Here is a 23887-nt window from a genome sequence, read left to right on the forward strand (position 1 = left end):
TAGCGCTCTTGAGCCTCTTTATAACTCAACTCGCCTTTTTCGACCTGATCGACGACTGACAATTTAAAGGTCAGCGAGTAATCACGCTGACTGCGCCTTTTTCCTGAATTCATTACGCCCTCCTGAGATTGGGTCAGAAGGTGTAAACCTTATTCAGGACAAGACACGCCCAAAAAAAAGGGGCGATCCAATCGCCCCTTTTTGCGTTGCCGGCTATCAGCCGCGACGACGCAGTGCGTCGATGCGCTCTTCCAGCGGCGGATGGCTCATGAACATGCGAGCCAGACCCTGCTTGATGCCACCGTTGATGCCGAAGGCCGTCAGGCTGTCCGGCATATGCACCGGCAGGCCCTGTTCCGAGCGCAGGTGTTGCAACGCTGCAATCATCGCCCCAGTACCGGCCAGGCGAGCACCGGCTTCGTCTGCGCGGAATTCGCGTTTGCGCGAGAACCACATGGTGATCGCGCTGGCCAGGAAGCCCAGCACCAATTCAGCGAAGATGGTCGCCACGTAGTAGGCAATGCCGCGGCCTCCTTCGTTCTTGAAGATGACCTTGTCGACGAAGTTGCCGATGATTCGTGCGAAGAACATCACGAAGGTGTTCACCACGCCCTGGACCAGCGCCAGGGTGACCATGTCACCGTTGGCCACGTGGCCGATCTCGTGGGCCAGTACCGCCTTCACTTCATCGTAGGAGAAGCGTTCCAGCATGCCCTGGCTCACCGCAACGAGCGCGTCGTTCTTGTTCCAGCCGGTGGCAAAGGCGTTGGCTTCATAGGCCGGGAAGATCCCGACTTCGGGCATCTTGATGCCCGCCTCGCGGGACAGTTGCTCGACGGTCTGCAGCAACCATTGTTCATGCCGGGTACGTGGCTGGGTGATGACCTGGGTGCTGGTACTCATCTTCGCCATCCACTTGGAGATGAACAGCGAGAACAGCGAGCCGGCGAAACCAAAGACCGCACAGAAAACCAGCAGCTGATTGAGGTTCAGATCAACCCCGTTGGCCGCCATGAACCCGTTGAAGCCGAAAAGGCTCAGGGTGATGCTGGCAATCAGCACGACCGCCAGGTTAGTGGCCAAGAACAGCAGGATGCGCATCATGGTTGTAGAGTTCTCCTCAGGCTTAATATGTCGCGTACTGCGGGGTATATAAGGTGCGGCATGGGGTGATTCAACCGAGCGACTATTTCAAACTGTGTCCTACAGCCTGAATGTAGAGGCTTGAAGGGAATTTCCGACGCGAAATAAGCGGCTCAATCAGTACGTGATTGCCTCTACGCCCTGTAATTATAGGGGGCAAGTGCTTGGCAGGGGGCTGGTCAGGTACAGGGCAGGGGGATCGGCGGAGAAGTGTTGCCAGATAATCGCTGTACGACCGAATACCGGTCGTACAGCGTTACATTTGTTACTGGCGGTAGGACTTCAGGAAGTTGCCAATGCGACCAATGGCCATTTCCAGCTCATCCACACGCGGCAAGGTGACCACGCGGAAGTGATCGGGCCACGGCCAATTGAACGCGGTGCCTTGCACTACCAACAGCTTTTCCGACAGCAGCAGGTCGAGCACGAACTTCTCGTCGTTGAGGATCGGGCACACCTTCGGGTCGATGCGGGGGAAGGCGTACAACGCGCCCATCGGCTTCACGCAGCTCACGCCGGGTATGTCGTTGAGCAGTTCCCAGGTGCGGTTGCGCTGCTCCAGCAGACGGCCTTGGGGCAGGATCAGGTCGTTGATGCTCTGGTAGCCCCCCAGGGCGGTCTGGATCGCGTGCTGGCTCGGCACGTTGGCGCACAGGCGCATGTTGGCCAGCATGTCGATGCCTTCGATGTAGCTTTGGGCGTTGTGCTTGGGCCCGGAGATGGCGATCCAGCCGGAGCGGAAACCCGCCACGCGGTAGGACTTGGACAGGCCGTTGAAGGTCAGGCACAGCAGGTCCGGCGCCAGGGAGGCGGTGCAGATGTGCACGGCGTCGTCGTAGAGGATCTTGTCGTAGATCTCGTCGGAGAACACCACCAGGTTGTGCTGGCGCGCCAGCTCGAGCATGCCCAGCAGCACTTCCCTGGAGTACACCGCACCGGTCGGGTTGTTCGGGTTGATGATTACCAGGGCCTTGGTGTTGGGGGTGATCTTGGCCTTGATGTCGGCCAGGTCCGGGAACCAGTCGGCGCCCTCATCACACAGGTAATGCACCGGGTGCCCGCCGGCGAGGGTCACGGCGGCGGTCCACAGCGGGTAGTCCGGGGCCGGCACCAGCACTTCGTCGCCGTTGTTGAGCAGGGCTTGCATGGTCATGACGATCAGCTCGGACACGCCGTTGCCCAGGTAGATGTCTTCGATGCCGACACCTTCGACCTGCTTCTGCTGGTAGTACTGCATCACCGCCTTGCGCGCACTGAACAGGCCTTTGGAGTCGCTGTAGCCCTGTGCGGTGGGCAAGTTGCGGATCACGTCCTGGAGGATTTCGTCCGGCGCTTCGAAACCAAAGGGCGCCGGGTTGCCAATGTTCAGCTTGAGGATGCGATGGCCTTCCTCTTCCAGGCGTTTGGCGTGCTTGAGCACAGGGCCGCGAATGTCGTAGCAGACGTTGGCGAGCTTGTTCGATTTGCTGACCTGCATGGCGATGTGATCCTGAAAATGAACGATCCAGACGGCGTAGGCACTACCGTACTGTGAAACCTGCAAGGCCCGCACCCCTAAATACGTTTGAATGCCGGTAGCGCGGGTGCCAGACTGGCGTTTTGAAGAGGCGCAATCATACGTGCCGCCTGATCCATGGAAAAGACACAGATCAGGCTTTTTCAGTTGCCGAGGTGTACCGATGGAAAAGCTGCAGAAAACCGTTGATGAATGGAAGGCCATGCTCGATCCGGAGCAATACAACGTGTGCCGTCTCAAGGGCACCGAACGGCCTTTCAGTGGTAAGTACAACGGGACCAAGACCGACGGTGTGTATCACTGCATCTGCTGCAATGAGCCGCTGTTCGACTCAAAGGCCAAGTTTGATTCCGGCTGCGGCTGGCCAAGCTTCTACGAGCCGATTGCCGGCAGCGCGATGGTCGAGATCCGTGACGTCAGCCACGGCATGGTCCGCACCGAAGTCACCTGCGCCAAATGCGATGCGCACCTGGGGCACGTGTTCCCGGACGGCCCGCCGCCGACCGGTTTGCGTTATTGCATCAACTCGGTGTGCCTGGACCTGGTGCCCCGCTAGTCAGTAGCCCCATTGTGGCGAGAGAGCTTGCTCCCGTGCGATTGCGCAGCAGTCGCCAGCTTTAGGTGGGGGCGCTTCGCACCCCAACGGGAGCAAGCTCCCTGGCCACAGACGCGATCATGGGCTGATAGTGGGGTATCAGTTTGGTCAATTAAATTGCACGCAATTGAATTGCCCGCTATGTTTTACTCTCCTACTTTCATCGAGGCATTGCCATGAGTGACAACCTGCTGAGCATCCCTTGCACCACCATCAAGGGTGAGCAAAAGACCTTGGCCGATTTCGCCGGCAAGGCCATCTTGGTGGTCAATACCGCCAGCAAATGTGGCTTCACCCCGCAGTACAAAGGGCTGGAGCAACTCTGGCAGGACTACAGGGACCAGGGCCTGGTGGTGCTGGGTTTTCCCTGCAACCAGTTCGGCAAGCAGGAGCCGGGCAACGAAGGCGCGATTTCCGAGTTCTGTGAGCTGAACTTCGGCGTCAGCTTTCCGCTGTTCAAGAAGATCGACGTCAACGGCAGCGAGGCTCACCCCCTATTCGTGCAGCTGAAAAAACAGGCACCGGGCCTGCTGGGTTCCAAGGGGATCAAGTGGAATTTCACCAAGTTCCTCATCGGTCGTGACGGCCAGGTGGTCAAGCGTTTTGCGCCGACCACCAAGCCGCATGACCTGACCCAAGAGATCGAAGCCCTGCTCAAATGACCGACGTGCCAAGCGTGTCCCTGGCCCTCGACGACCAGTTGTGTTTCAAGCTCTACGCCGCGTCACGCGCAGTGACGCGCGCCTACAAGCCGATGCTGGATCAGTTGGGCCTGACCTACCCGCAATACGTGGTGATGCTGGTGTTGTGGGAGTGGCACGACACGCCTGCGCTGCAGCCGACGGTCAAGGCCCTGGGCGCGCGCCTGATGCTCGACTCGGGCACGCTGACGCCGTTGCTCAAGCGTCTTGAACAGCTTGCGCTGGTGAAGCGTCAGCGCAGCGCGAGGGATGAGCGGGAAGTGCACTTGAGTCTGAGCGAGGCCGGTGTGCAGTTGCGCGAGCAGGCCCATGGCCTGAAGACCCGTCTGTTGTGCGACAGCGGCGTCGACCTGAACCAGGCCGACGCCTTGCGCGACGGCCTCGACCAATTGCTGGCGCAGATCAGAGACTTGTCGTCGTCGGCACCCACAGGTCCAGCAGGGCCTTGAGTTCTTCACGACGGAACGGTTTGGCCAGGTAATCACTCATCCCCGCCGCGCGGCAACGCTCGCGTTCTTCCGACAGGGCGTTGGCCGTCAAGGCGACGATGGGCAGGTCCGGCCAGCGCCCGCTACGGCGAATCTGCCGGCTGGCTTCGTAGCCATCCATCACTGGCATGTTGCAGTCCATCAACACCAGGTCGAAGCGTTGTTCCTCGAGGAACTTGAGCGCCTCGCCGCCATGGGCTGCCACGATCACTTCGCACCCCAACTTGCCGAGCATGCCCTTGGCCACCAGTTGATTGACCGGGTTGTCTTCCACCAGCAGGATCCGCGCCCGGTGTGCGAGGGGGGTGGCCTCCAACTGCACGGGGTCGAGGATCGGTTGCGTGTCGCTGCGCAGGTTGCGCTGCAGGATCTGATACAACGCGTTGCGGCTCAAGGGCCGTGCTTGTTGCTGCAAAGGCGCCAGGGCCGCGACTTCTTCGCTGGGCATGAAATTGCCATAGGCCGTCACCAGCAGTACCGGCGCAGAAATGCCCGGGCGTATGCGGAACAGGCATTCCGGGCAGTCCGTGATGAGCAGGTCAGGCTTTTGCCCGGTCAGATCGTCATCCATGCTGAAGCAACGCGGCGTCAGCCCCCAACTGGGCAGCAGGGACGTCAGCAGTTCGGCCAGGCCGCTGCCGGCGCTGGTGATGGCGATCACTTCACCTTTGAGTGGCGCTTGCCGCATGGCGGGCAAGTGGGCAGGCAGGGGCAGGTCGGCACAGAACTGACTGCCGAACCCCACCTCTGAGCTGATGCTCAACCGGCCCTGCATCGCTTCGCACAGGTTGTGGGTCAGCGCCAGGCCCAGCCCCGTGCCGCCAAACTGACGGGTGATACCGGCACCGGCCTGGGTGAACGGCTGGAAAATCTTGACCTGCGCGTCCTGGGCGATGCCAATGCCGGTGTCGCACACTTCGATTTTCACCCGGCCGTCACGGGCGCTGAGGCGCACGTCCACCCGGCCGAAGCGGGTGAACTTCAAGGCGTTGGACAGCAAGTTGCTGACGATCTGGCGCACGCGAGTCGAGTCGCCAAGCACCTGGGCGGGGAACTGCGGATCGATCAGGCACGTCAGCTCGACGCTCGGCGCGGCGTTCTGCGACAGCAGGTTGGCGGTGTCTTCCACCAGTGAGCCGAGGTCGAACGGGATGCGCTCCAGCTCCAGCTGGCCGGCATCGAACTTGGACAGGTCGAGGATATCGTTGAGCAGTTCCACCAGCACTTTGCCGGAGTCGTGGGCGATGGACAGCTGTTGGCGCTGTTCGGCGTTGAGCGGGCTGTCCAGTGACAGCGCGAGCATGCCCAGCAAGCCATTGAGCGGTGTGCGGATCTCGTGGCTCATATTGGCCACGAACGCCGCCCGCGCCTGGGCCATGCCCAGCGCGTTCATCTTTGCCGCTTCCAGTTCATCGTTGGACTGGCTCAAGCTCTGGTTGCTGGCCTTCAACTCAAGCGTGCGCGCGGAGACGATGTCTTCCAGTTGCCCAAGGTACTCGGTGAGGCGGTCCTCGGCGTGGCGGCGCTGCTGGATTTCGGCTTCCATGTTTTCGAATTGCTGGTTGGCCACGTTGACCAGCACCCCGATTTCATCGTTTTCGTGCCCCGGCGGGCAGTCCAGGCGGGCCTGCTTGCGCGTGCTCAGCTCGCGGATAATGCGCACCAGCGGTTGGGTCAGCATCACGTAGAACAGGCCCAGCAAAATCCCGGTCAGCAGCAGGCTGCGAGCGAACCCGTTGGCCAGGGTGATTTCGGCGCGGTGCAGGAAGCGGCTGCCAAAGGCATAGGTGTCCACGTCCAGACGCAGCATGCCGAGGGACTCGTTGGGCATGTGGCTGAGGAACAGCCGGTCTTCAAACTGTCGGTTGGCGCCGAACAGGAAGTCGCTGATGGGCCGGTACGTTCCTTCCTTGCGCGGCCGATCGACGTCGGCCAGTACCACGCCGTTGTTGTCGACCAGTTGGGCGCGAATGATCGCGGGGGAATGCAACAGGCCCAGGGTCAATTCCTGGGCCAGTTCGGCGTCGATGTTGTAGGCGATGCGTGACGCGGGGTTATGGCTGATTTCGATCAGCGAGCGAATTTCACGGTTGATGGATGCGTCTTCGCTGGCATAATCAATGCCGATTTGGATCAGACTGAGCAAGGTTCCCAAGACGAAACCGACCAGCACAGTCAATCTGGCTTGTTTATAAGACAAGCGGTGGGCGAACTTGATATCCATCGGGTGTTGAACCACTTTACGTTTCCCTTCGCCCGGCAAGCATAGCTGAACATCCACAGGCTCTGGCTTGCCCGGCATAAATCGATGTTTTTAAAGGCGCAGCTCGGTGCGGTCTACCGCAGGCTTGCCAATACGCCATCTTTTTCAAGAACTTGCCAGAGGAATAATCGTGGACTCTCGATTGAATGCCTTTCTTGAGCGTGCCGAGTCGGTGCTCGCACGCCTGGAACCCTTGCTCCCCGCGCCGCGCCAGACCATCGACTGGAACCAGTGCCTGGCCGCGCGCTGGCAGCGCGAAGGGCGCAGCGGCTTTCTGTTGCCACTGGAAGTCAGCCTGGACATGCGCTTGTCCGACCTGATCGGCGTGGACAAGCAGCGCGAACAACTGGCGCGCAACACCCAGCAATTTCTCGATGGCCTGCCCGCCAACCATGCCTTGCTGTGGGGTTCGCGTGGCACCGGCAAATCGTCCATGGTGCGCGCGTTGCTGGCGCAGCACGCGACGGCTGGCTTGCGCCTGATTGAAATCGAGCGCGATCACCTGGCCGACCTGCCGCGTGTGGTCGAACAACTGACCAAGTTGCCCCAGCGGTTCGTGCTGTTTTGCGATGATTTGTCCTTCGAGGCCGGTGAAAGCGATTACCGCGTGCTCAAGAGTGTGCTGGACGGCTCCCTGGAGCAGGCACCGGAAAACGTCTTGCTGTACGCCACGTCCAACCGTCGCCACCTGGTGCCGGAAAACCAGAGCGATAACGAAAACTGGAAAACGGTGGATGGCGAACTGCATCCCAACGAGGCGGTCGAGGACAAGATTGCGTTGTCCGACCGTTTCGGCTTGTGGCTGTCGTTCTACCCGTTCAACCAGGAACACTTTCTGGATGTGGTCGAGCACTGGATCGGCGAACTGGCGAGCAAGGCCGGTTTGCAGTGGCAGCGCGATGAGGAACTCGACATCCTCGCCGTGCGCTGGGCCACCGGGCGTGGCAATCGCAACGGCCGCTGCGCGTATCAATTCGCCCGTTATTGGGTGGGTCTCAAACTGCTGGAGCGTCAACCATGATCGATTTGCAGCAGGCCGGTACCGGTCTTGATGGCTATGCCATGTTGTGTGCACAGCTGGAGTCGCTGTTGGCCGATGAGCGGGATTTCATTGCCAACAGCGCGCAGTTTTCCGCCTTCCTGTTCAACCAGCTGGATGACCTGAACTGGGCCGGCTTCTACCTCAACCGCAACGAAGAGCTGGTACTCGGCCCGTTCCAGGGCCAGATCGCCTGCGTGCGCATCCCGTTCGGTCGTGGGGTGTGCGGGGCGGCGGCGGCGTCGCGGCAAACCCAACGGGTGGAAGATGTGCACGCGTTCCCAGGGCACATCGCCTGTGACAGCGCCTCGAACAGCGAGCTGGTGGTGCCGCTGGTCAAGGGCGGCCAACTGATTGGCGTCCTCGACCTCGACAGCCCGTCGCTGGCCCGCTTTACCGAGCAGGACCAGGCCGGTATCGAACAGCTGGCGGCGATTTTCCTGCGCTTGACCGACTGCTGATCGGTCGTGGCAGGTGCGAGCCGGTGCGCTCGCGCCTGCCTACCCCACTGACTTCAATCCGTTCAGCTGTGTGTGCAGCAACCTCTCCAGTTCCAGCATGCATTTCTCCAGGGTCTTGATGCTGCTTTCGATCACCGGCCGGTCATCGCCTCGGGCACAGGTCTGTTCCAGCGCCTCGCACTGACCAGCCAATACCGTGGCCTGCACGATACGTGCGGCACCCTTGATCTTGTGCGCCTGCTCGATGATGTCCTGAGGCGAGGCCTGCCGCGCCATCAAGCCGACCAGCTCCTGGCGGTCGTGACTGCTGCTGCTCAACAACTCCTCAAGCAAGCGCCGACTCAGCTGCGGGTCGCCCCCCGTCAGCGCATCCAGGCTGCTGAGGTCCAGCTGCAAGCCGGACGTTTGTGGCCCGATCTTCGCCAGTTGTTGCTCCAGCGCCGTGAGGCTGATGGGTTTGAACAGGCAGTCATTCATGCCCGCTTCGGCGCAGCGCAGTTTCTCTTCGGGCTGGGCGTTGGCGGTAAACCCCAGCACGACACATGGGGGCAGTTGCTCTCGCTGCTCGTACTCGCGGATTGACTGGCTTAACTCGTAGCCGTTCATCACGGGCATGTTGCAGTCGGCGATCACCAGGTCGAAATGTTCCTGGCGCCACGCCTGGAAGCCGGCCGCACCGTGCTGGGCCGCGGTGAACTGGTGACCCAGGTAGCCCAGTTGCTGGCACATCAGCAGGCGGTTCGCAGGATGATCATCCACCACCAGCACATTGAGCACCGGTGCCGTAGCGGGGGGCTCTGGCTTGATCTCGTCCACTGCCTGGAGCGGCGCCAGACGGGCCATCTTCAGGCTGACATGCACCTGGGTGCCTACCATGGGCACGCTGCTCAGGCTCAGTTGTCCACCCATCATCGCGCACAGGCTGCGGCAGATCACCAGCCCCAGTCCCGCGCCGCTCCTGGCCAGATGCCCGGAGTTGTCGGCCTGGGCAAAGGGTTCGAACAGGCGCAGTTGATCTTCCCGGCTGATGCCGATGCCGGTGTCCTCGACCACCAGCTTCATTTCGACCTGCTGCGGTAAATCCGTGGCTTGAACTTCCACCTTGATTCTCACCTGGCCGCGTTCGGTGAACTTGATGGCATTGCTCACCAGGTTGGACAGCACCTGCTTGAAGCGCAGCGGGTCGATCAGCACATCGGCGTCGTCGAGGTCAGGCTTGAACTCCAGCAGCAGGCTGAGGGTTTTCTGACGCGCCAGGCCGTCGAATACGCGTACCACCGACTCGATCACTTCCTTGAGGTTGACCCGCTCGGGCGCCAGGCTCAGGCGGCCGGATTCGATGCGTGCGATATCGAGGATGTCCCCGATCAGCTCCAGCAAGTCCTTGGCCGAATGGTAGGCAACTTCAATGGCCGGGCGGTCCAGATGGCCCTGGTCCGCGCGCTTGAGGGTCAACTCCAGCATGCCGATCACTGCAATGATAGGAGGCTTTTGTATAAAATGCTAGAATGCACAGTCTACAAGGGGTTCAGAGCATTATGTCAGTCAAAAATACACTGCCCAGGGCGTTCGCTGACGTGTTTCAGAACGGCGAAACCATCAACGTATACAGTTACATACGTTTCTCATCGAAAGCGCAAAGCCTTGGCTTTGGCGAGGTTCGACAGCTTGAACAGCTCAACCGTTTTTTTGAGCAATACCCCCTAGCAAGACAGGTCGAACGCTATGAAGACCTAGGAGTTTCAGCCTTCAAGGGCAAGAACTTAAAGAGCGGTCAATTAGCGAAATTCGTTGAACGTATCAAGTCAAAAGAAATTCTTCCAAACGCTCTCCTATTGGTCGAGTCATTCGACCGAATTAGCAGGATGGGCGGATATGATGCATTAGAGTTAATCATCTCAATTATTCAATCGGACTGTTCAATTTACACACTTTTCGATAACCGGCTTTACTCAAAACGAAAAAAAGATAGTAGTGTTGATATTAGTCTCATTCAAAACATCCTTGAACGTGCAAATGATGAAAGCAAATCAAAGAGTGAGCGAATATCAGATGCAAAAGCCCGAAATCTCACCAAGGGTGAAAACGGCGGAATTATTACAAAGCGGTGTCCTTTTTGGATTTCGTTTACTGATGGTAAGTTCGTTTTAAATGAACACGCAAAAGCAGTTAAAAGAATGACAGAGCTTTGCTTTGAGATGGGGTTTCAGTCTATTTCAAAAGAATTGAACAAAGAAGATCACCCGAAAAAATATACTGATAGCACTGTCGGAAAAGTGTTACACAAACATGCTATTTATGGTTCGTTCCTTGCGATGAAAAACGATGAGAATGGAAATAGAACCATCGTTAATAAGGAAATAAAGAACTATTATCCATCTGTAATCAGTGAGTCAGAATTTCACAGGATTAGCGAAAAGCTAAAAGAAAGACAAGACCCGAAACTGGCTGGAAGAAAAGCCGAAGAGTTTAAAAATATTTTGCGCGGTTTGGTATTTTGCAAGTGCGGCTCAACTTTTCGCTACCATGCCCAGAAAAATTACTATGTCGATTTAGTTTGCCATGCATCGACTGTCGGGCAGTGCAAATATGCAATGCCGGGGAAAGGTATCAGGCACAGATATGCACGCATAGAAGAAATATTCCTTGCATATCAATCGCTAATTCCGTTTCACAAAATCATTGTAAAAAATGAAGACATAAAAGCACTTGAAAAAGAACATCAAGAAATTGCCGGGCAGATAATCATAAAAGAAAAAGCATTGGCAAATAACTTTTCGATACTTGAAAAGTCTTCTGACAGTGCGCAAAAATATATTACGAATAGAATTGATGAAGTGAGTCAAGAGCTAGACAACCTCAAAACAGACGAACACAAACTAAACCTTAAAATTAGTTCAATGCACCTCGCAACAAAATCAGACGTAAACGTAATGGAGGTTTACAGGCTTTTGATAACGGAAAAAGGTCGCATAAGAATAAATAACTTTCTTCACTCGCAGAAGATAAAAATCGTTATCACTCCTGTAAAAAAGAAATTTTTCTCCCTTGATATTTATCACGACGACAAGCATATAGATACGATTGAAGTTACACCAGATGGTTACTTTGCGCGGCGAGGATTGCACATCTAGCAGTAACAAAGGCGTGATTAAAAATCACGTCTCTGTAACGTGCTTCTAGTTTAAAAACTGGTAACTTGATTTAAAGAAGCAAGCAGAATAAAAAACCATCACGACTATCGTCGTTTGGTTGTTTATGCTTGCCCCACTCATTCTCTATCGTTCATTACGGGTGGCAAAATACTCCCACAAGGGTCGTATCTAATAGCAAAGCGTTAAGGCAACAATCTAAAAAATAAATGCTATGATATGCTCATAACCATATAAAAACCTATGAGCCAATTCAAAGCAAGTACCCGCCTTACGGAAATCAACGCCGAACAAATTGAACAACTTCGAAGAGAATATAATGAAATTTCTGTATCGAAGTTTTCGCTATCGGACGCATTTAAGCAACACCTTTTCCATAACCGTAGTTTTGTCATAATAGCAAAAAACTGTCACTCCATTGAGTTCGGGAAGTACAATCAAACCCTTGCAAATCTCTACACTAATTTGTCTCAAATCAAAAGTGCGGTGCCTGAAACAAACAAAAATATTACTATCGCTCTCCGAACTTTGCTCAAAATGAAACTTGACGTCAGTCGCCTACGTTTCAAAACGCTTGAAATTAATACAGCTACAAAACCAGATTTTGAGTCATTGATAAACCTTCCTCTTTTTGAGGATAGTCATTCACCGAGAAAAAAGCAGTATACAATTAGCCTCACTGAAAATGAGCACAAAGAGTACCAAGACAGATTTGCAAATCAAGATTTGGTTAAACTGCTTTTCGAATTCTTCGACGCATTTACGGTTTATGAGAAGGAGTTCATTAATTCCTCAATTGAATTCGCTGACAACAATAAGTTGCGTGATGTGGGAGTTCTCGCAAATAAGTACGTTTTAGATAAAAAGCAGGACGAAAGCACTATCAGAACACTTACTGATTTCGTTCACAACTACGGGGCTTTTCATAAAAAACTTATAAGCGGGAGTAATGACCTTCTTGCGTTTATTGACGGGGCTAAATAATGTTTATCAAAGAAGTCCCAAGAATTAAACCCAACACTCGAAACCTTGCTAATTATGTTTTGAAGAAAGCCAGCCAGATTAGCGGTAATATTTCAGTTGATACCGCCAACCTCAATGAGTCAGCCAAAGCAATCGAATTGGATTTTAATAGCCGTTTAACTGCAAAGCAGAAAAGCAATGAAATGCATTACATCGTATCTTTCGAGGAAAGCCATGACGTGATTACAGACGAGAAACTATTACTAATTGGCAATGAGTTGGTAAAACGTCATTTCGGTGATAATCGCAATTTCTTGCTCGCCGTCCATCGAGACACTAATAATCCACACCTTCATTTAGTGATGGAGAATAGAGATTTTGACAACAAGGCGTTTTTTAAGAAAGACAATTATCGTGCCTTAGAGACGCTTGCTCAAAAACTCGAAAAAAAGCATTCACTCAAAAATGAGCAAATCTCGGAAAGCAGGAACGACCCAAACCCGACAAGACTCAACTACGCTTCTAAACAGTACGAAAATCGTACGGGCCAAGAGTCTGATGAGAAAAAGTATAAGAACGAGTTGAAAGGCATTCTTTCCGATGCCAAGACGCCACAGGCGTTGTTTGTGGCGATGATTGAAGAAGGTTTTACTATCCGTGCCAACAAGAGCAAAACCGACCCTACAAGGCTGTCAGGCTATTACATCACCAAAGGTTCAACATCTATTAAGCCAAGCTCCATTGGTTTTCAAATGAGCAAATTGATAGAAAAATATAAAGTCGATGAAAATGGAATTAGCCAGTTAATCTTGCGCTTTGAGTCTCCATTGCCACCAGATGAATTTGCCGAAATTTCTTCAAGTCCAGGTACGGACCCAGAACCGGACCCAAAACCAAACCGCCGTGAAAGCCTTTATACGAAATTTAAGACCTCTGATGGCGTAAATTACACAAGCAAAGATGAGAAATACAAAACCGGTTTTACGGTTAACGCCAACAGCGTTTCTTTCACGAACCCTAATGAAATTAGCATAAAAGCAGGAATGCAGGCTTTGATCGCACAAGGTATTAAAGGGCCATTTTACCTTACCGGCTCGGAAGATTTTAAACGCAAAACGTGGCTGGTATCCGCAATGATGGGTTTAGAGGTATCCAACTATGAACCTACTAAATCTGATTTAACTGCGCTTTTCGAACGAGTCAAAACCAATCAAGAAAAATACCCAAAAACAAAGGTTAAACTTCTTGAATTTCATCTTGAAGCATTGAAATTAAAGGGGCTTCAATTTGATACAATATCAAAGACAGAAACGCAACCATCGAAGTCGCTCACAACTGAATTACCACAAAACACTAACCAAACTGAAAATAACGAGGATAGCAAAATGAAAAACAAAAAAACAATACCCGCTCCAACTACTAATCAACCCAAAACGAAAGCAGAACAATTATTCGCCGAAGCAGACATAGACCACGCACTTGCAAAGTTGGGTCATAAACAGAAAGGCAAATCTGTCGAATTGCCAAATTTCATTCCATTAAGTTACAAACCCTGATTTGATGTAACAATATAAGAGCCGTTAAGGCTTTTTTTATTGCCCAAAATTTGTTCTCAAACTACATTCGAATTTTGTTTGGAGACAATCGTCAGTTCCTTTCACTCTGTAACCCCACTTGACCTTGCGAATAAATTCAAACCCGCTCCAAGACATTTCATCGTGTTCAATAATCACGGTCTGAATAAATTCATTCGCATATTCACAGAATGCCCAAAATTTCCCGTCTTGTCTGAATTTCGCAAGTTGTACAAATACTATGTTCGTGAATGTTATCATTAGTTCGCTTGGCTCTTTATCGAAAAACCTATCAAATGCACGCCATAGGATAGTTTGTGTCTTCCCAAAAAAACCATACATTCTATAACCCCACAGACGAGCAACGGCTTTGTTCTTCATCGACTCATCGGATTTTTCACGAAGGCTTTTAATGACATACTTCGTAATATAAGTGGCAGGACTTGCGCCTTTCTTGACCGATTTCTTTGCCTCTTCATCTGATATGAAAACTATCCGCACAGCATTCTCACTATGCGAATAGTGTTTATGGATAAGAGCGATTAACTCAGCGGCTTGGTCCGGGCGTACAAAAAACATCGAGTGCATATGAACGCATTGGTCTTTGTGAGCTTCCTTGCACCACATCCCAAGCGTTTCTATCTCGTGTCTTTCTCTATCCTTGTTCAACGCCACAAGCCTTGTAGAAAGCCAATCAGACGCTTCCCTTGGCGTTGAACCGTCCCAACAGTTCCGACCACTTTTAGGATTTGAATGAAATTCAGCCGGACACGTAAAAGTAGTAAATAAAGCGATGTATCCCTTACTCTCCGCGACTTTTTCCAAGTCTTTAACTTTCATATAAATTTCGGACGCTTTGCGCTCATCAGTTAAGGCAAATTTTGAGAGCGGGATTTTCTGTTCTTTTCCTTTATCGTCAGTATAAACGATTTCAGTATTATCAATAAATTCTTGCTGCTCAATGTCTTTTTCTCTCTGATACCCTAAAAGTTCGTTGCTACAATATGCTTCATCATTCCACCCAATTTTACGATTTTTTAGTAAGTGCATTTCTCGTTGTTTTCTTGCGACGGCTTTGACAATTTTCGCAAGCCTTCTAAAAGTGCATTTGTCTTTACCCTCATTTTCTTTGCCATAAATGCTTCTATCGCTTGCGTAGCGGATACCTTCATCGTCCACAAAAAACTCATACAACTTATCAAACACAGTACCGGAACAGCGCAAATCAGAAAACCTTACATTTTTATATATTTCAATGCTATTCAGTTCGCTCTTAGATTTTAGGTCAGCGCTTGCGACCAGAATTAACTGCTTTAAATATTCATCGGCACGGAGGTAATCAAACAGCCTATTTATTGTTTTGGCTAATGCCAGTGCTTCCGTTGCGTAATTTTCTATTTTCTCTTGATATGAAAACTCTTGTTTCTTATTGGCTCGTAGAACATTGAATTTAGGTGTAGGAAGTTTTATTATTTTGATAAACCCTAAATCCTCGGCTTCTTCATCGCTTACGAAGGGCAATGAAGACTCAACACGATAATCGCTCGAAAATTCGAAGGTTCTTGTAAGCGGGTTGAGTTGAGATATGACTACTTTTAGTTTTGCGACTAGTTCCGAAGCATTGATATGCGGATTTTGAAACAATTCGGCATTGGCTTTTACTTCTGCGATGTTTTGTTGAGTTAATGCTTGACTTTTATTTTTGTGTGATACAATAGATGTATGGGTTGTTTTCATTTCTTATATTTTTGCTTGGTAACTTCAGTATAACAAATCAAAACCCAACACAAGAGCCGAAAGGCTCTTTTTTATTGCCTGCAACTTTGTAGACATAGACTTATGAGCATTTAATAGAAGTGGGTTATGTTGGAAGCCACGGAATTAAAGGTTGCGACAGTTATTTTAGAATTATCCAAGAAGAGCAAAAGCAAAAGCAAAAATGCCTTGCCTGTCGGCTCGGCTCGCTCGGCTATACACTGCGATGCGATAAGCACATGTCAAGAAGTGAAGCGCGTTCGAGTAAGTTGAAATTATGCGTGCTTGTATCTAATGCAAATTGCCCGCCTAGTCAACGAAAATCGAATATGGCATAATGCTTTGTAATAAAAAATCATTTTGGAGTAAACAAGGATGTATAAGCAAAGTTTTTTGTACCTTGCATTGATGGGTTTTACACTCGCGGGCTGTCAAACTAATCAGTCAGTAAGTAGTAAATATGCAGCCGACGCTGACTATCTCAATAAAAGTTACTTGGTTACAAAAGACCAGACGTATATGGGGATTCGTGATTCCTTGACTGACGGGCAAAACGTTACCATCGTACAAACTTTCAGAAGCCCGCAGGGTTTACTGATGGTAAAAGTCATGAATGATACTAAACAGGTATTATTTGATAAGCCATACAGTTTGAGCGACCTAGGGTTGGTTGACAATATTGGTGACCCTGTTCAAAAGTCTGTTGACGAAAATAAGGTTAAATCAGGGGTTTTCGGAAAACAGCAACATGGCTATGGCAAAAAACTTTTTGAGGAAAATTATAGCTATACCTCTACGGTCGAAAATACTCGGCTTGACGGTCTCGTAGTACATGGGGAATCTCGACGTGATGGTCTTGGAGCAATCTGCTCCAAAGGAAAGGTTTTCCTGACCGTAACACAATCAGATACTATCGCCGCACCGGGTAGTACTGTCTCTTATCGTATCTATGTCGACAGAAAACCAACATATGACGTAACAGCGCAAATGGCGACTTACTCCGCTCTTTTTTCTACCCCACCAGATGCCCTAGTCCAAGACCTATTACAGGGTAGAGAAGGTATTCTGCGAATTAACACTTTAACTACTGTCCGCACTGTCAATTTCAGACTCGATGGGTTTGCAGAGATGTACACGCGGGTCAGAAATAACTGCTTGAAATGAAGAACGCTGACTAAACGGAGTTTCTACAAAATCCGCCAGTGATTGCGTTCATCGGCGTGCGGATTTCATGGCTCATCGTCGCGAGAAACGTGCTCTTGGCCCGGTTGGCCTCGTCGGCCCGCTCCTTGGCGGCGCGCAGATCGTCGAACAACTGGCGTCGGTCACTGATGTCGATCCAACCGCCGATAATGCCTTGGACCTCACCGGTAGAGTCGCGGTATGGCAGGATCCAGTGGTAGATCGTGAATTTCTTCCCGCGGATGTGCAGCACCCGATCCAGGATCAGCGGATTGCCTTGCGCGACCACTCGCTGATAGTCGGCATGGTATTGAGACGCCTCCGTTTCCAGCACCGTACTGATCTGGAACGCACTTTTACCGATCACGTCCTCGCGCTTGACGTCGAACACTTGCAGGTAGCTGTCGTTACAGGTCTGCAGCAAGCCCTTGCGGTCGCGTACGTAGATCGGGTGAGGCGTTTCGTTGACCAGCGCGCGCATGAACTCGAACTGATCGTTGAGGGCGCGCTCGGCCATCCTGCGATGCTTGATCTGCCTGCGCATGTAGGCGTTCCAGGTCAGGGAAATCAGCAGCAGCAACCCGGTACCGATGATGATCTGCGTGATCAAACGGTGGTAATTGCGCCAGTAGCTGTCTGAGGCGGCGGTGTAGCCACGCCAGCGGCTGTTGATGACCCCGAGCTCATCCGGCGCGATGCTGAGCAGCGCCTTGTCCAGGATCGAGCTCAATTCGGTGGCGCGGCGTGAGGTGGCCAGCGCGAAGACGGCCGGCAGGGTGCCGATGCTGGTGCTGATCTGCAGTTTGCCCTGAAAGACTTGCGAGGACAGAAAGTAGTTGGCGATCACCAACGAGTTCACCGCACCGTCAACCTGCCCTTGGGCCAGCAGCTCCGAGGCCTTGAAGGTGTCACTGGCGTGCACCAGATGAATGCTCGGGAAATCCTTGCGCAACAGCTTCTCCAGAGGGTTGCCCAGGGGGATTGCCAGGCGCTTGCCTGCCATCTGCTCCAGGTTTGCAGGGGCGGCGGGTTCCTTGCGCGTCAGCAGCACGTAGGAGTTTTCCAGGTAGGGACGACTGAAGTTCAGTTGAGTTTCCCGTTCGACGCTGGGGGAGATGGCGCCGATGATGTCGGCTTTGCCGGCTTCGACTTGCTCGATCATCGCATTGACATCGCGACCGCGCTCAATCTGGAAGCGCAGCCCGGTCCGCAGGCGAATCAGCTCCAGAAGGTCGGCAGTAATGCCTCGGAAGTTGCCGTCGGCATCGAAGAACGTCAGCGGTGCAAACGTTTCGTTGGCGATCACCTTGACCACCGGATGCTCCTTCAGCCAGCGCTCCTCGCGCTGGGTCAACTGCAGTTTTTTATCGGTCAGCAGAATATCGCTGCCGGCACTCCAGCGTTTGCCGATGCTGTCCCGTTCATTGGTGGGCAGCGCCATCAGCACGGAGTCGACGATGCTCAAGAGGATGTGCTGGTCCTGGCGCAGCGCAAAGCTGAATCCGTAGGCTTCGTGCTTGCCGAAGTTGGCCATGCGGATATTTTTCAGGTAGCCCTTGTTGATCATGTAGTGGGTGGAAATGGTGTCGCCAAGGAACACATCAGCCTGGTCGAAGGCCACCGCATTCAAGGCATTCTGATAAGAGGGGTAGGCGCGAATGATCGCCTTGGGGTAGAGCTTTTGCACTTCGGCCAGTGGCAGGTAATGGTAGACCAGGCTCAGGCGCAGGCCGGCCAGGCCGTCACTGAGGCTGCGGGTTTCGCCTTCGCGCGTCACCAGCACCGGCTGGTCAACCGCATACGGCTCTGAAAGGGTGAGCAGCGGGTTGGCGGCCTCAAAGCCATTGGAGGAGCCCAACAGATCAATCTCGCCCGCTTCAAGCGCCTGGATGGAGGCTTCCCGGGTGGTGTAGCGCAGCACCCTGACGGGTAACGCCAGCGTCTTGGACAACAGCCCGACATAATCGGCAGTGAGCCCTTCGTAGTCGTGCCCGCTGGACGTGAGGTCAAAGGGAGGATAGTCAGGCGCGGCTGTGCCCAGCACCAGTTCGCGTTTGTTCTGCAGCCATTGGCGTTGAGCCTTGTCCAGTTGAACGTCCAGATGAACGGAGCCTGCTCGGCTCAATAAGTTAAAGTGCTGCGGTTGCGTTTCACCCGCGAGCACGGTGGTGCTCAAGCACACGCCTGCGCTCAATATAATCAGATAGTCCTTTATACGCCTGGGCATCCGTTTTCTCACACTAGCGCGTTACGTTTTGCCAGCTCGATAAGTTCTACCAAGGACTTGGCTTTGAGTTTTTGCATAAGCCTCTTTTTGTAGGTGCTGACAGTTTTGTTACTGAGAAACATGCCTTTGGCGATTTCCTTGTTTGTGCGGCCTTGTGCAAAAAGTTGCAAGACCATTAACTCGCGATCATTAACCGCCTTGAACAGTTCCAGTTCCTGGGAATTAGCGTCCGAGCCGGAATTCAATGCCTGGCTGGGGAAATAGTTATAACCGGACAATACAGCGCGGATCGCACTGAGCAATTCACTCAGGTCGCCCTCCTTGCACACATAGCCATCGGCGCCCGAGCGCATGCAGCGGGTAGCGAACAGCGTTGGGCATTGCGCAGTCAGGATGAGGGTTTTCATCGAGGTGTTCATTGCGTTGAATCGGCACAGCACTTCGAGGCCATCAAGTTTCGGAATACTGATATCCAGAATGATTAAATCCGGAAGGCATTCGCGAACCATTTGTATCGCGTCACAACCATTGTCTGTTTCGCCGACGACTTTATAGCCTTCGTGTTCCAGCAGCATTCGAATTGCCAGCCTGATAACAGGGTGGTCATCGATGATGAAAACTGTATTCATAATCACATTCCATGCAAGTGCAAATAAAGCGGGCACATTAGCTCAGAAGGTGAGGGAGCAGCATGAAGGTCGGGGGTGGTAGATACAAAACAGGAAAATTCCTACATGAAAAAAGGCACTTGCTTACGAGTTGGCAGGGCTTTGTGGGCATCTGTGTCAGCGACGGGCCAGCGGTAAGCTTCAATGTCGGCGCCAATGCTTTAATAGCCGTTTTCCGGTAAATTTTCCCTATGAAGGGTGTTTAAAGTCCTACATTTATAATGGGGTTTATCAGGGTCATTAGTTCATCGCGGTTTAACGGCTTGGACAAGTAGCCAATGAGTGGCAAGTTGCGTCGCAAGGCTTGGTTATTCAAGTTTTCCAGTTCGAGTGTGGGCAGGCCGCTCAACAGGATGGCCCCCACGATAAAACCTCGGCGGCTGGCTATCTCGACCAATTCCAGCCCTGGCAGATCCGGCAGGCATTGGTCGCATAACATGATGTCGAAGGGCTCCTCGGCTTGCGTCATCAGGCGGATCGCCTGTTCGGCGTTTTCCGCCAGGCTCAACTGGTCGAAGCCAAAGCTGTTGAGCAGGCACTGGGTGGCTAGGAGCTGGAAGGGGTGATCCTCCACCAACAGCAGACGAAGGCGATGTTTGAGCATAGGAAGGGCACGCGGTAAGTCAAACGGTGATGGGGCGGCGCTTGGGAGTGACTCCCATGGCCGCAAAGAGCGTGCGTGATTATTCATCGGGTGCTTGTACGAATTCGATCAGGGCGCTCTGTTCCCATCGTAGGGCGATTCCTTACAGGGAACAGAACGCTTGATTGAACGGTTATTGAGGGCTGGAGCGCCCGGTCATCTCCCGCGCCATCTCGGTGGCGTAGCTGTCGGTCATCCCCGCGATAAAGTCGATCATCCGCAGGAACGAAGCGTGCAGCGACCACGCCGGGTCTGGTGCGCTGTTGCCCAGCAAGTCGAGGATGCGCCGGTTCTTGAACGACGGTGTGCGCCCGCCGTGCTGTTCAAGTGCCGCGCCACAGAACGCGTTAAGCAGGATTTCCAGGGTGGTGTAGGCGCCGATCTCATGCAAAGTCTTGCGTTTGTCCTGGAAGATTTTCTTGCGCGCCATGTCCTTGGCATCCAGCACGCAACGCTTGGCGGGGCCGTGCATATGCTCGACCAGGTCGCCAGGCAACGTGCCGGCGAGCAAGGCGTCCTGCTGTTCGACGAACGCGCGGGCGGCGGCGTTGGTCAGGTGTTCGATGGCCTTGCCCCGCAGGATCGCCAGCTTGCGTCGGCGCGAATCCTGGGACCCCAGTTGCCGGTAGGTCTGCGGCAGGTCGTCGCCCACCAGGTCGAGCAGCAGCGACTCGACCTCGGCGTATTCCAGCAGCTCCATTTCCAGGCCGTCTTCCAGGTCGATCAGCGCGTAGCAGATGTCGTCGGCGGCCTCCATCAGGTACACCAGCGGATGGCGTGCCCAGCGTTGTTCTTCGAGTTGCGGCAGGCCGAGCTTGTGGGCGATCTGTTCAAGAATCGGCAGCTCGCTCTGGTAGCAGCCGAATTTGTGTTTCTTGTAGCCCAGCGAGTCGGCGTGGCGGGCGGTCCAGGGGTATTTCAGGTAGGTGCCCAGGGTGGCGTAGGTCAGCCGGGTGCCGCCGTCGAACTGGTGGTATTCCAGCTGGGTCAGCACCCTGAAGCCCTGGGCGTTGCCTTCGAAATTGAGGAAGTCATTGCGCTCGGCCGTGCTCATGTCATCCAGCCAGCCGCGCCCGGCAGCCTGCTGGAACCAATGGCGAATGGCATCTTCGCCGGAATGCCCGAACGGCGGGTTGCCGATGTCATGGGCCAGGCAGGCCGATTGCACCACCATGCCCAGGTCGCTCGGGTCGCACCAGTCGGGCAGGGCGCTGCGCAGGGTTTCGCCCACGCGCATGCCGAGGGAGCGGCCAACGCAGCTGACTTCCAGGGAATGAGTCAGGCGCGTGTGGATATGATCGTTGCTCGACACGGGGTGCACTTGGGTCTTGCGGCCCAGGCGCCGAAACGCGCCAGAGAAAATAATGCGGTCGTGGTCTTTGTGAAACGGGCTGCGGCCCAATTCTTCCGGGCTGTGCAGGGGTTTTCCAAGACGTTCGCGGGTCAACAGGGTGGGCCAATCCAAGGCGGGTACTCTCCGTGCGGTGAATGACCCGCCCAGCTTCCCGGTTCCGCCTTGGCGGGGCAAGCGAAAATCTACAGTCCGGCGGCGTCAATATCGATTAACAGCAAGCGCTGACCGTTATCGAAGAATTGTCCTGCGGTCAGGCAATACTGGTTGGTGGTGGCATCGCGGTAGGTCGACGACAGGGTCAGGCGCCGCTCCTCCCAGCCCTCAGCCAGCAAGTGATAGAAGTACGGGCGCCATGACCAGTTGTGGCCCAGGTAGCGGCTGTCGGCTTGCCAGGCGTCCTGGCGCCATTCGAAGTTGGGCGTCAACTGGGTGCCATGGCGGTCGCACTGGTAGAACCGCAACAGCCAGGGGAAGTCTGGCAATTGCGGCAACTGGCTCAGCGGCGCCTGGCCCTGGGCCCAGGCCTGGAGGATTTTCATCAGCACGACTAATTGCTTGCGCAGTTGCATGACGCGTCCACGCTCCGCCAGTTTCTGCTGCACGTAGGCCGCGCGCAGTTGGGCAAAGCGCGGCACGAAGGCATCGGTGGCAAACCAGTCCAACTGCGCCTGGGCAAACAGATAACCCTGCACATACCGCGAACCGCATTCCAGGGCGAAGCTCAGTTGGGCCTCGGTTTCCACGCCTTCGGCGATGATCCAGCAGCCGGTTTTTTCCGCCATCTGCGCCAGTGCCCGCACCACTTCACTGCTCGGTCCGCCCTTGGCGGCTTCCTGGAACAGGCGCATGTCCAGTTTGAGAATGTCCGGTTGCAACGCCAGCACCCGGTCGAGCTGCGAATAGCCGGCGCCAAAGTCATCGATGGCGATGCGTGCACCGGCGTCGCGATAGCGTGCCACTACGTCAGCCAGGCGCTGGATATCGCCGCCCAGTTCGGTGATCTCGAACACGATACGGGCCGGGTCGACGCCATGGGTCTGCAGCTGTTTCAGGCTGGGCAGGGCTTGTCCCGGGCGCAGGCGGGTGATCCAGCGCGGTGAGATATTCAGGCTGAGGAACCAGTCTTCCGGCGCCTCATGCAGACGGCTCAAGGCGTTATCGCGGATCTGTCGGTCCAGGCGGCGCAGTGCCACGCCCGGTGTGCGCGGGTCGGCGAACAGCGGGCCCACCGACTGCAAGCGGCCGTCAGCCTGGCGCAGGCGGCCGAGGGCTTCAACGCCGGCGATACGCCCAGTGGCGGTGTCGATAAACGGCTGGAAGCAGGCGAGCGGTTGCCCGTCAATCACGGGGCCTCCTTAGAAACGTTGGCGAAAAAAGGCCCGGCCCTCGATAACGAGGGCCGGGCCGATTCTGTCTGCAAGAATGCAGCCAGCGAGGTTCACCCTTTGCGTGAAGCACCCTGCATGGCCAATTTGATCAACGGGATCAAACCGGCGCCGAGCCGCACCAGGCGTGTCAGGCTGCTGATGCCGCCGCCCTTGGCGCCTTTGCCGGTGAAGAAACCCATCAGGGTGACTGCCGCCACGCCCCACAGCGGCGCGTGCTTGATGCCCAGGCTGTCCTGCCAGTTGCTGCCCATGTTGCGCACCTTGTTCAGAGGCGCCACCAGTTGCTGGGACTCATGGCGGATTTCCTGGCGATGCATTTCCATGCGCAGGCGGATCAGCGCCTTGCGCATTTCGCGGCGCGAGGTGGCTTGCGGGATTTCAGTCAGTTTCATGGCAGCAGGCGCTCCCGGTCATTGGCCAGCTCTTCGAGGGTGGCGTGGAAGGGCGTGGATTCATCGAATATCGCCGCTTTCAAGCGCACGCCACAGAACCCTGCGGCCAGGGTGTAGAACACACAGAGGCTGATGATCCCGGTCAGGCGATATGTGTCCCACACCAGAATCATCACCAATGCCGACAACCCCACCAGCAACAGCAGGGCAAACACCAGCGCGAGACCGGCAAACAGCAGCAGGCTGACGGTGCGTGACTTTTGTTCCTGCAACTCGATGCCGAACAGTTCGACATGGCTATGAAGCAGGCCCAGCACAGCCGCGCCAAGGCGTCTTGAAGTAGAACTGGTGCCCGTGGACGAGCCGGTTTCGCCGATAGACAT

The 23887-nt window shown here is 54.1% G+C and carries 19 protein-coding genes and 2 pseudogenes; 9 read left to right on the top strand and 12 right to left on the bottom strand.

Annotated elements, in window-relative coordinates; all coding sequences use genetic code 11:
• Positions 1 to 216: 216 nt before the first annotated feature.
• On the bottom strand, positions 217 to 1104 hold the full coding sequence (gene htpX, locus ACR52_RS23000; RefSeq protein WP_048729823.1) for a protease HtpX: 888 nt from the start codon (positions 1102 to 1104) through the stop codon (positions 217 to 219).
• Positions 1105 to 1408: 304 nt separating this feature from the next.
• The gene (locus tag ACR52_RS23005) at positions 1409 to 2620 is read right to left on the bottom strand and encodes a pyridoxal phosphate-dependent aminotransferase (protein WP_048729826.1); all 1212 of its coding nucleotides are present in this window, start codon (positions 2618 to 2620) and stop codon (positions 1409 to 1411) included.
• 202 nt (positions 2621 to 2822) lie between these two features.
• On the opposite strand from ACR52_RS23005, the gene msrB reads away from it, so the two are divergent.
• The 3 genes from msrB to ACR52_RS23020 all read left to right on the top strand — a co-directional run bounded on the left by msrB (position 2823) and on the right by ACR52_RS23020 (position 4404).
• Complete coding sequence (msrB, locus tag ACR52_RS23010; RefSeq protein ID WP_048729828.1) at positions 2823 to 3215, top strand: peptide-methionine (R)-S-oxide reductase MsrB; 393 nt, start codon at positions 2823 to 2825, stop codon at positions 3213 to 3215.
• 215 nt (positions 3216 to 3430) lie between these two features.
• Entirely contained in the window at positions 3431 to 3916 is a 486-nt protein-coding gene (locus tag ACR52_RS23015; protein ID WP_048729832.1) for a glutathione peroxidase, read from the top strand.
• Positions 3913 to 4404: a MarR family winged helix-turn-helix transcriptional regulator gene (locus ACR52_RS23020; RefSeq protein ID WP_048729836.1), complete on the top strand. Its 492-nt coding sequence runs from the start codon at positions 3913 to 3915 to the stop codon at positions 4402 to 4404. The genes ACR52_RS23015 and ACR52_RS23020 overlap by 4 nt, the downstream gene beginning before the upstream one ends.
• Here the strand turns inward: ACR52_RS23020 and ACR52_RS23025 are convergent.
• Complete coding sequence (locus ACR52_RS23025; RefSeq protein WP_048729839.1) at positions 4358 to 6667, bottom strand: hybrid sensor histidine kinase/response regulator; 2310 nt, start codon at positions 6665 to 6667, stop codon at positions 4358 to 4360. The two genes, ACR52_RS23020 and ACR52_RS23025, sit on opposite strands and share 47 nt — an antisense overlap.
• Positions 6668 to 6836: 169 nt before the next feature.
• Here ACR52_RS23025 and ACR52_RS23030 point away from each other — a divergent pair, with 169 nt between their 5' ends.
• A complete protein-coding gene (locus tag ACR52_RS23030) occupies positions 6837 to 7727 on the top strand; it encodes an ATP-binding protein (protein WP_048729842.1) in 891 nt (296 codons plus the stop codon).
• On the top strand, positions 7724 to 8206 hold the full coding sequence (locus tag ACR52_RS23035) for a GAF domain-containing protein (protein ID WP_048729844.1): 483 nt from the start codon (positions 7724 to 7726) through the stop codon (positions 8204 to 8206). Before ACR52_RS23030 ends, ACR52_RS23035 begins: the two co-directional genes overlap by 4 nt.
• A gap of 39 nt (positions 8207 to 8245) precedes the next feature.
• On the opposite strand, the pseudogene ACR52_RS23040 reads toward ACR52_RS23035, so the two are convergent.
• A pseudogene (locus ACR52_RS23040) lies at positions 8246 to 9697 on the bottom strand (ATP-binding protein); the annotation flags it as partial.
• A 47-nt stretch (positions 9698 to 9744) separates the two neighbouring features.
• On the opposite strand from ACR52_RS23040, the gene ACR52_RS23045 reads away from it, so the two are divergent.
• From ACR52_RS23045 to ACR52_RS23055, 3 genes are all read left to right on the top strand, one after another.
• Complete coding sequence (locus ACR52_RS23045) at positions 9745 to 11340, top strand: recombinase family protein (protein WP_048730156.1); 1596 nt, start codon at positions 9745 to 9747, stop codon at positions 11338 to 11340.
• Positions 11341 to 11601: 261 nt separating this feature from the next.
• Positions 11602 to 12342 (top strand): hypothetical protein, encoded by a 741-nt coding sequence (locus tag ACR52_RS23050; protein ID WP_048729847.1) that lies wholly within the window; start codon positions 11602 to 11604, stop codon positions 12340 to 12342.
• On the top strand, positions 12342 to 13877 hold the full coding sequence (locus tag ACR52_RS23055; RefSeq protein WP_048729848.1) for a relaxase/mobilization nuclease domain-containing protein: 1536 nt from the start codon (positions 12342 to 12344) through the stop codon (positions 13875 to 13877). Before ACR52_RS23050 ends, ACR52_RS23055 begins: the two co-directional genes overlap by 1 nt.
• Before the next feature lie 36 nt (positions 13878 to 13913).
• Here the strand turns inward: ACR52_RS23055 and ACR52_RS23060 are convergent, their stop codons facing one another.
• On the bottom strand, positions 13914 to 15632 hold the full coding sequence (locus ACR52_RS23060; protein WP_082143214.1) for a replication endonuclease: 1719 nt from the start codon (positions 15630 to 15632) through the stop codon (positions 13914 to 13916).
• A gap of 393 nt (positions 15633 to 16025) precedes the next feature.
• Between ACR52_RS23060 and ACR52_RS23065 the strand changes: the two genes are divergently transcribed.
• A complete protein-coding gene (locus ACR52_RS23065) occupies positions 16026 to 16814 on the top strand; it encodes a hypothetical protein (protein ID WP_048729851.1) in 789 nt (262 codons plus the stop codon).
• A gap of 34 nt (positions 16815 to 16848) precedes the next feature.
• On the opposite strand, the pseudogene ACR52_RS23070 reads toward ACR52_RS23065, so the two are convergent.
• From ACR52_RS23070 to ACR52_RS23100, 7 genes and pseudogenes are all read right to left on the bottom strand, one after another.
• Positions 16849 to 19059, bottom strand: a pseudogene (locus tag ACR52_RS23070) (transporter substrate-binding domain-containing protein); the annotation flags it as partial.
• An 8-nt stretch (positions 19060 to 19067) separates the two neighbouring features.
• A complete protein-coding gene (locus ACR52_RS23075) occupies positions 19068 to 19688 on the bottom strand; it encodes a response regulator transcription factor (RefSeq protein ID WP_048729852.1) in 621 nt (206 codons plus the stop codon).
• 241 nt (positions 19689 to 19929) lie between these two features.
• Positions 19930 to 20331: a response regulator gene (locus tag ACR52_RS23080; protein WP_048729856.1), complete on the bottom strand. Its 402-nt coding sequence runs from the start codon at positions 20329 to 20331 to the stop codon at positions 19930 to 19932.
• A 172-nt stretch (positions 20332 to 20503) separates the two neighbouring features.
• Complete coding sequence (locus ACR52_RS23085; protein ID WP_048729858.1) at positions 20504 to 21835, bottom strand: deoxyguanosinetriphosphate triphosphohydrolase; 1332 nt, start codon at positions 21833 to 21835, stop codon at positions 20504 to 20506.
• A gap of 71 nt (positions 21836 to 21906) precedes the next feature.
• Positions 21907 to 23070, bottom strand: a complete 1164-nt coding sequence (locus ACR52_RS23090; protein WP_048729860.1) for an EAL domain-containing protein — start codon at positions 23068 to 23070, stop codon at positions 21907 to 21909.
• Positions 23071 to 23162: 92 nt separating this feature from the next.
• The gene (locus tag ACR52_RS23095) at positions 23163 to 23504 is read right to left on the bottom strand and encodes a hypothetical protein (protein ID WP_048729863.1); all 342 of its coding nucleotides are present in this window, start codon (positions 23502 to 23504) and stop codon (positions 23163 to 23165) included.
• Positions 23501 to 23887 carry a phage holin family protein gene (locus tag ACR52_RS23100; protein ID WP_048729867.1) on the bottom strand — a complete coding sequence of 129 codons (387 nt, stop codon included), beginning with the start codon at positions 23885 to 23887 and terminating at the stop codon, positions 23501 to 23503. The genes ACR52_RS23095 and ACR52_RS23100 overlap by 4 nt, the downstream gene beginning before the upstream one ends.

Source organism: Pseudomonas fildesensis, from assembly GCF_001050345.1.
Taxonomy (GTDB): Bacteria; Pseudomonadota; Gammaproteobacteria; order Pseudomonadales; family Pseudomonadaceae; genus Aquipseudomonas; species Aquipseudomonas fildesensis.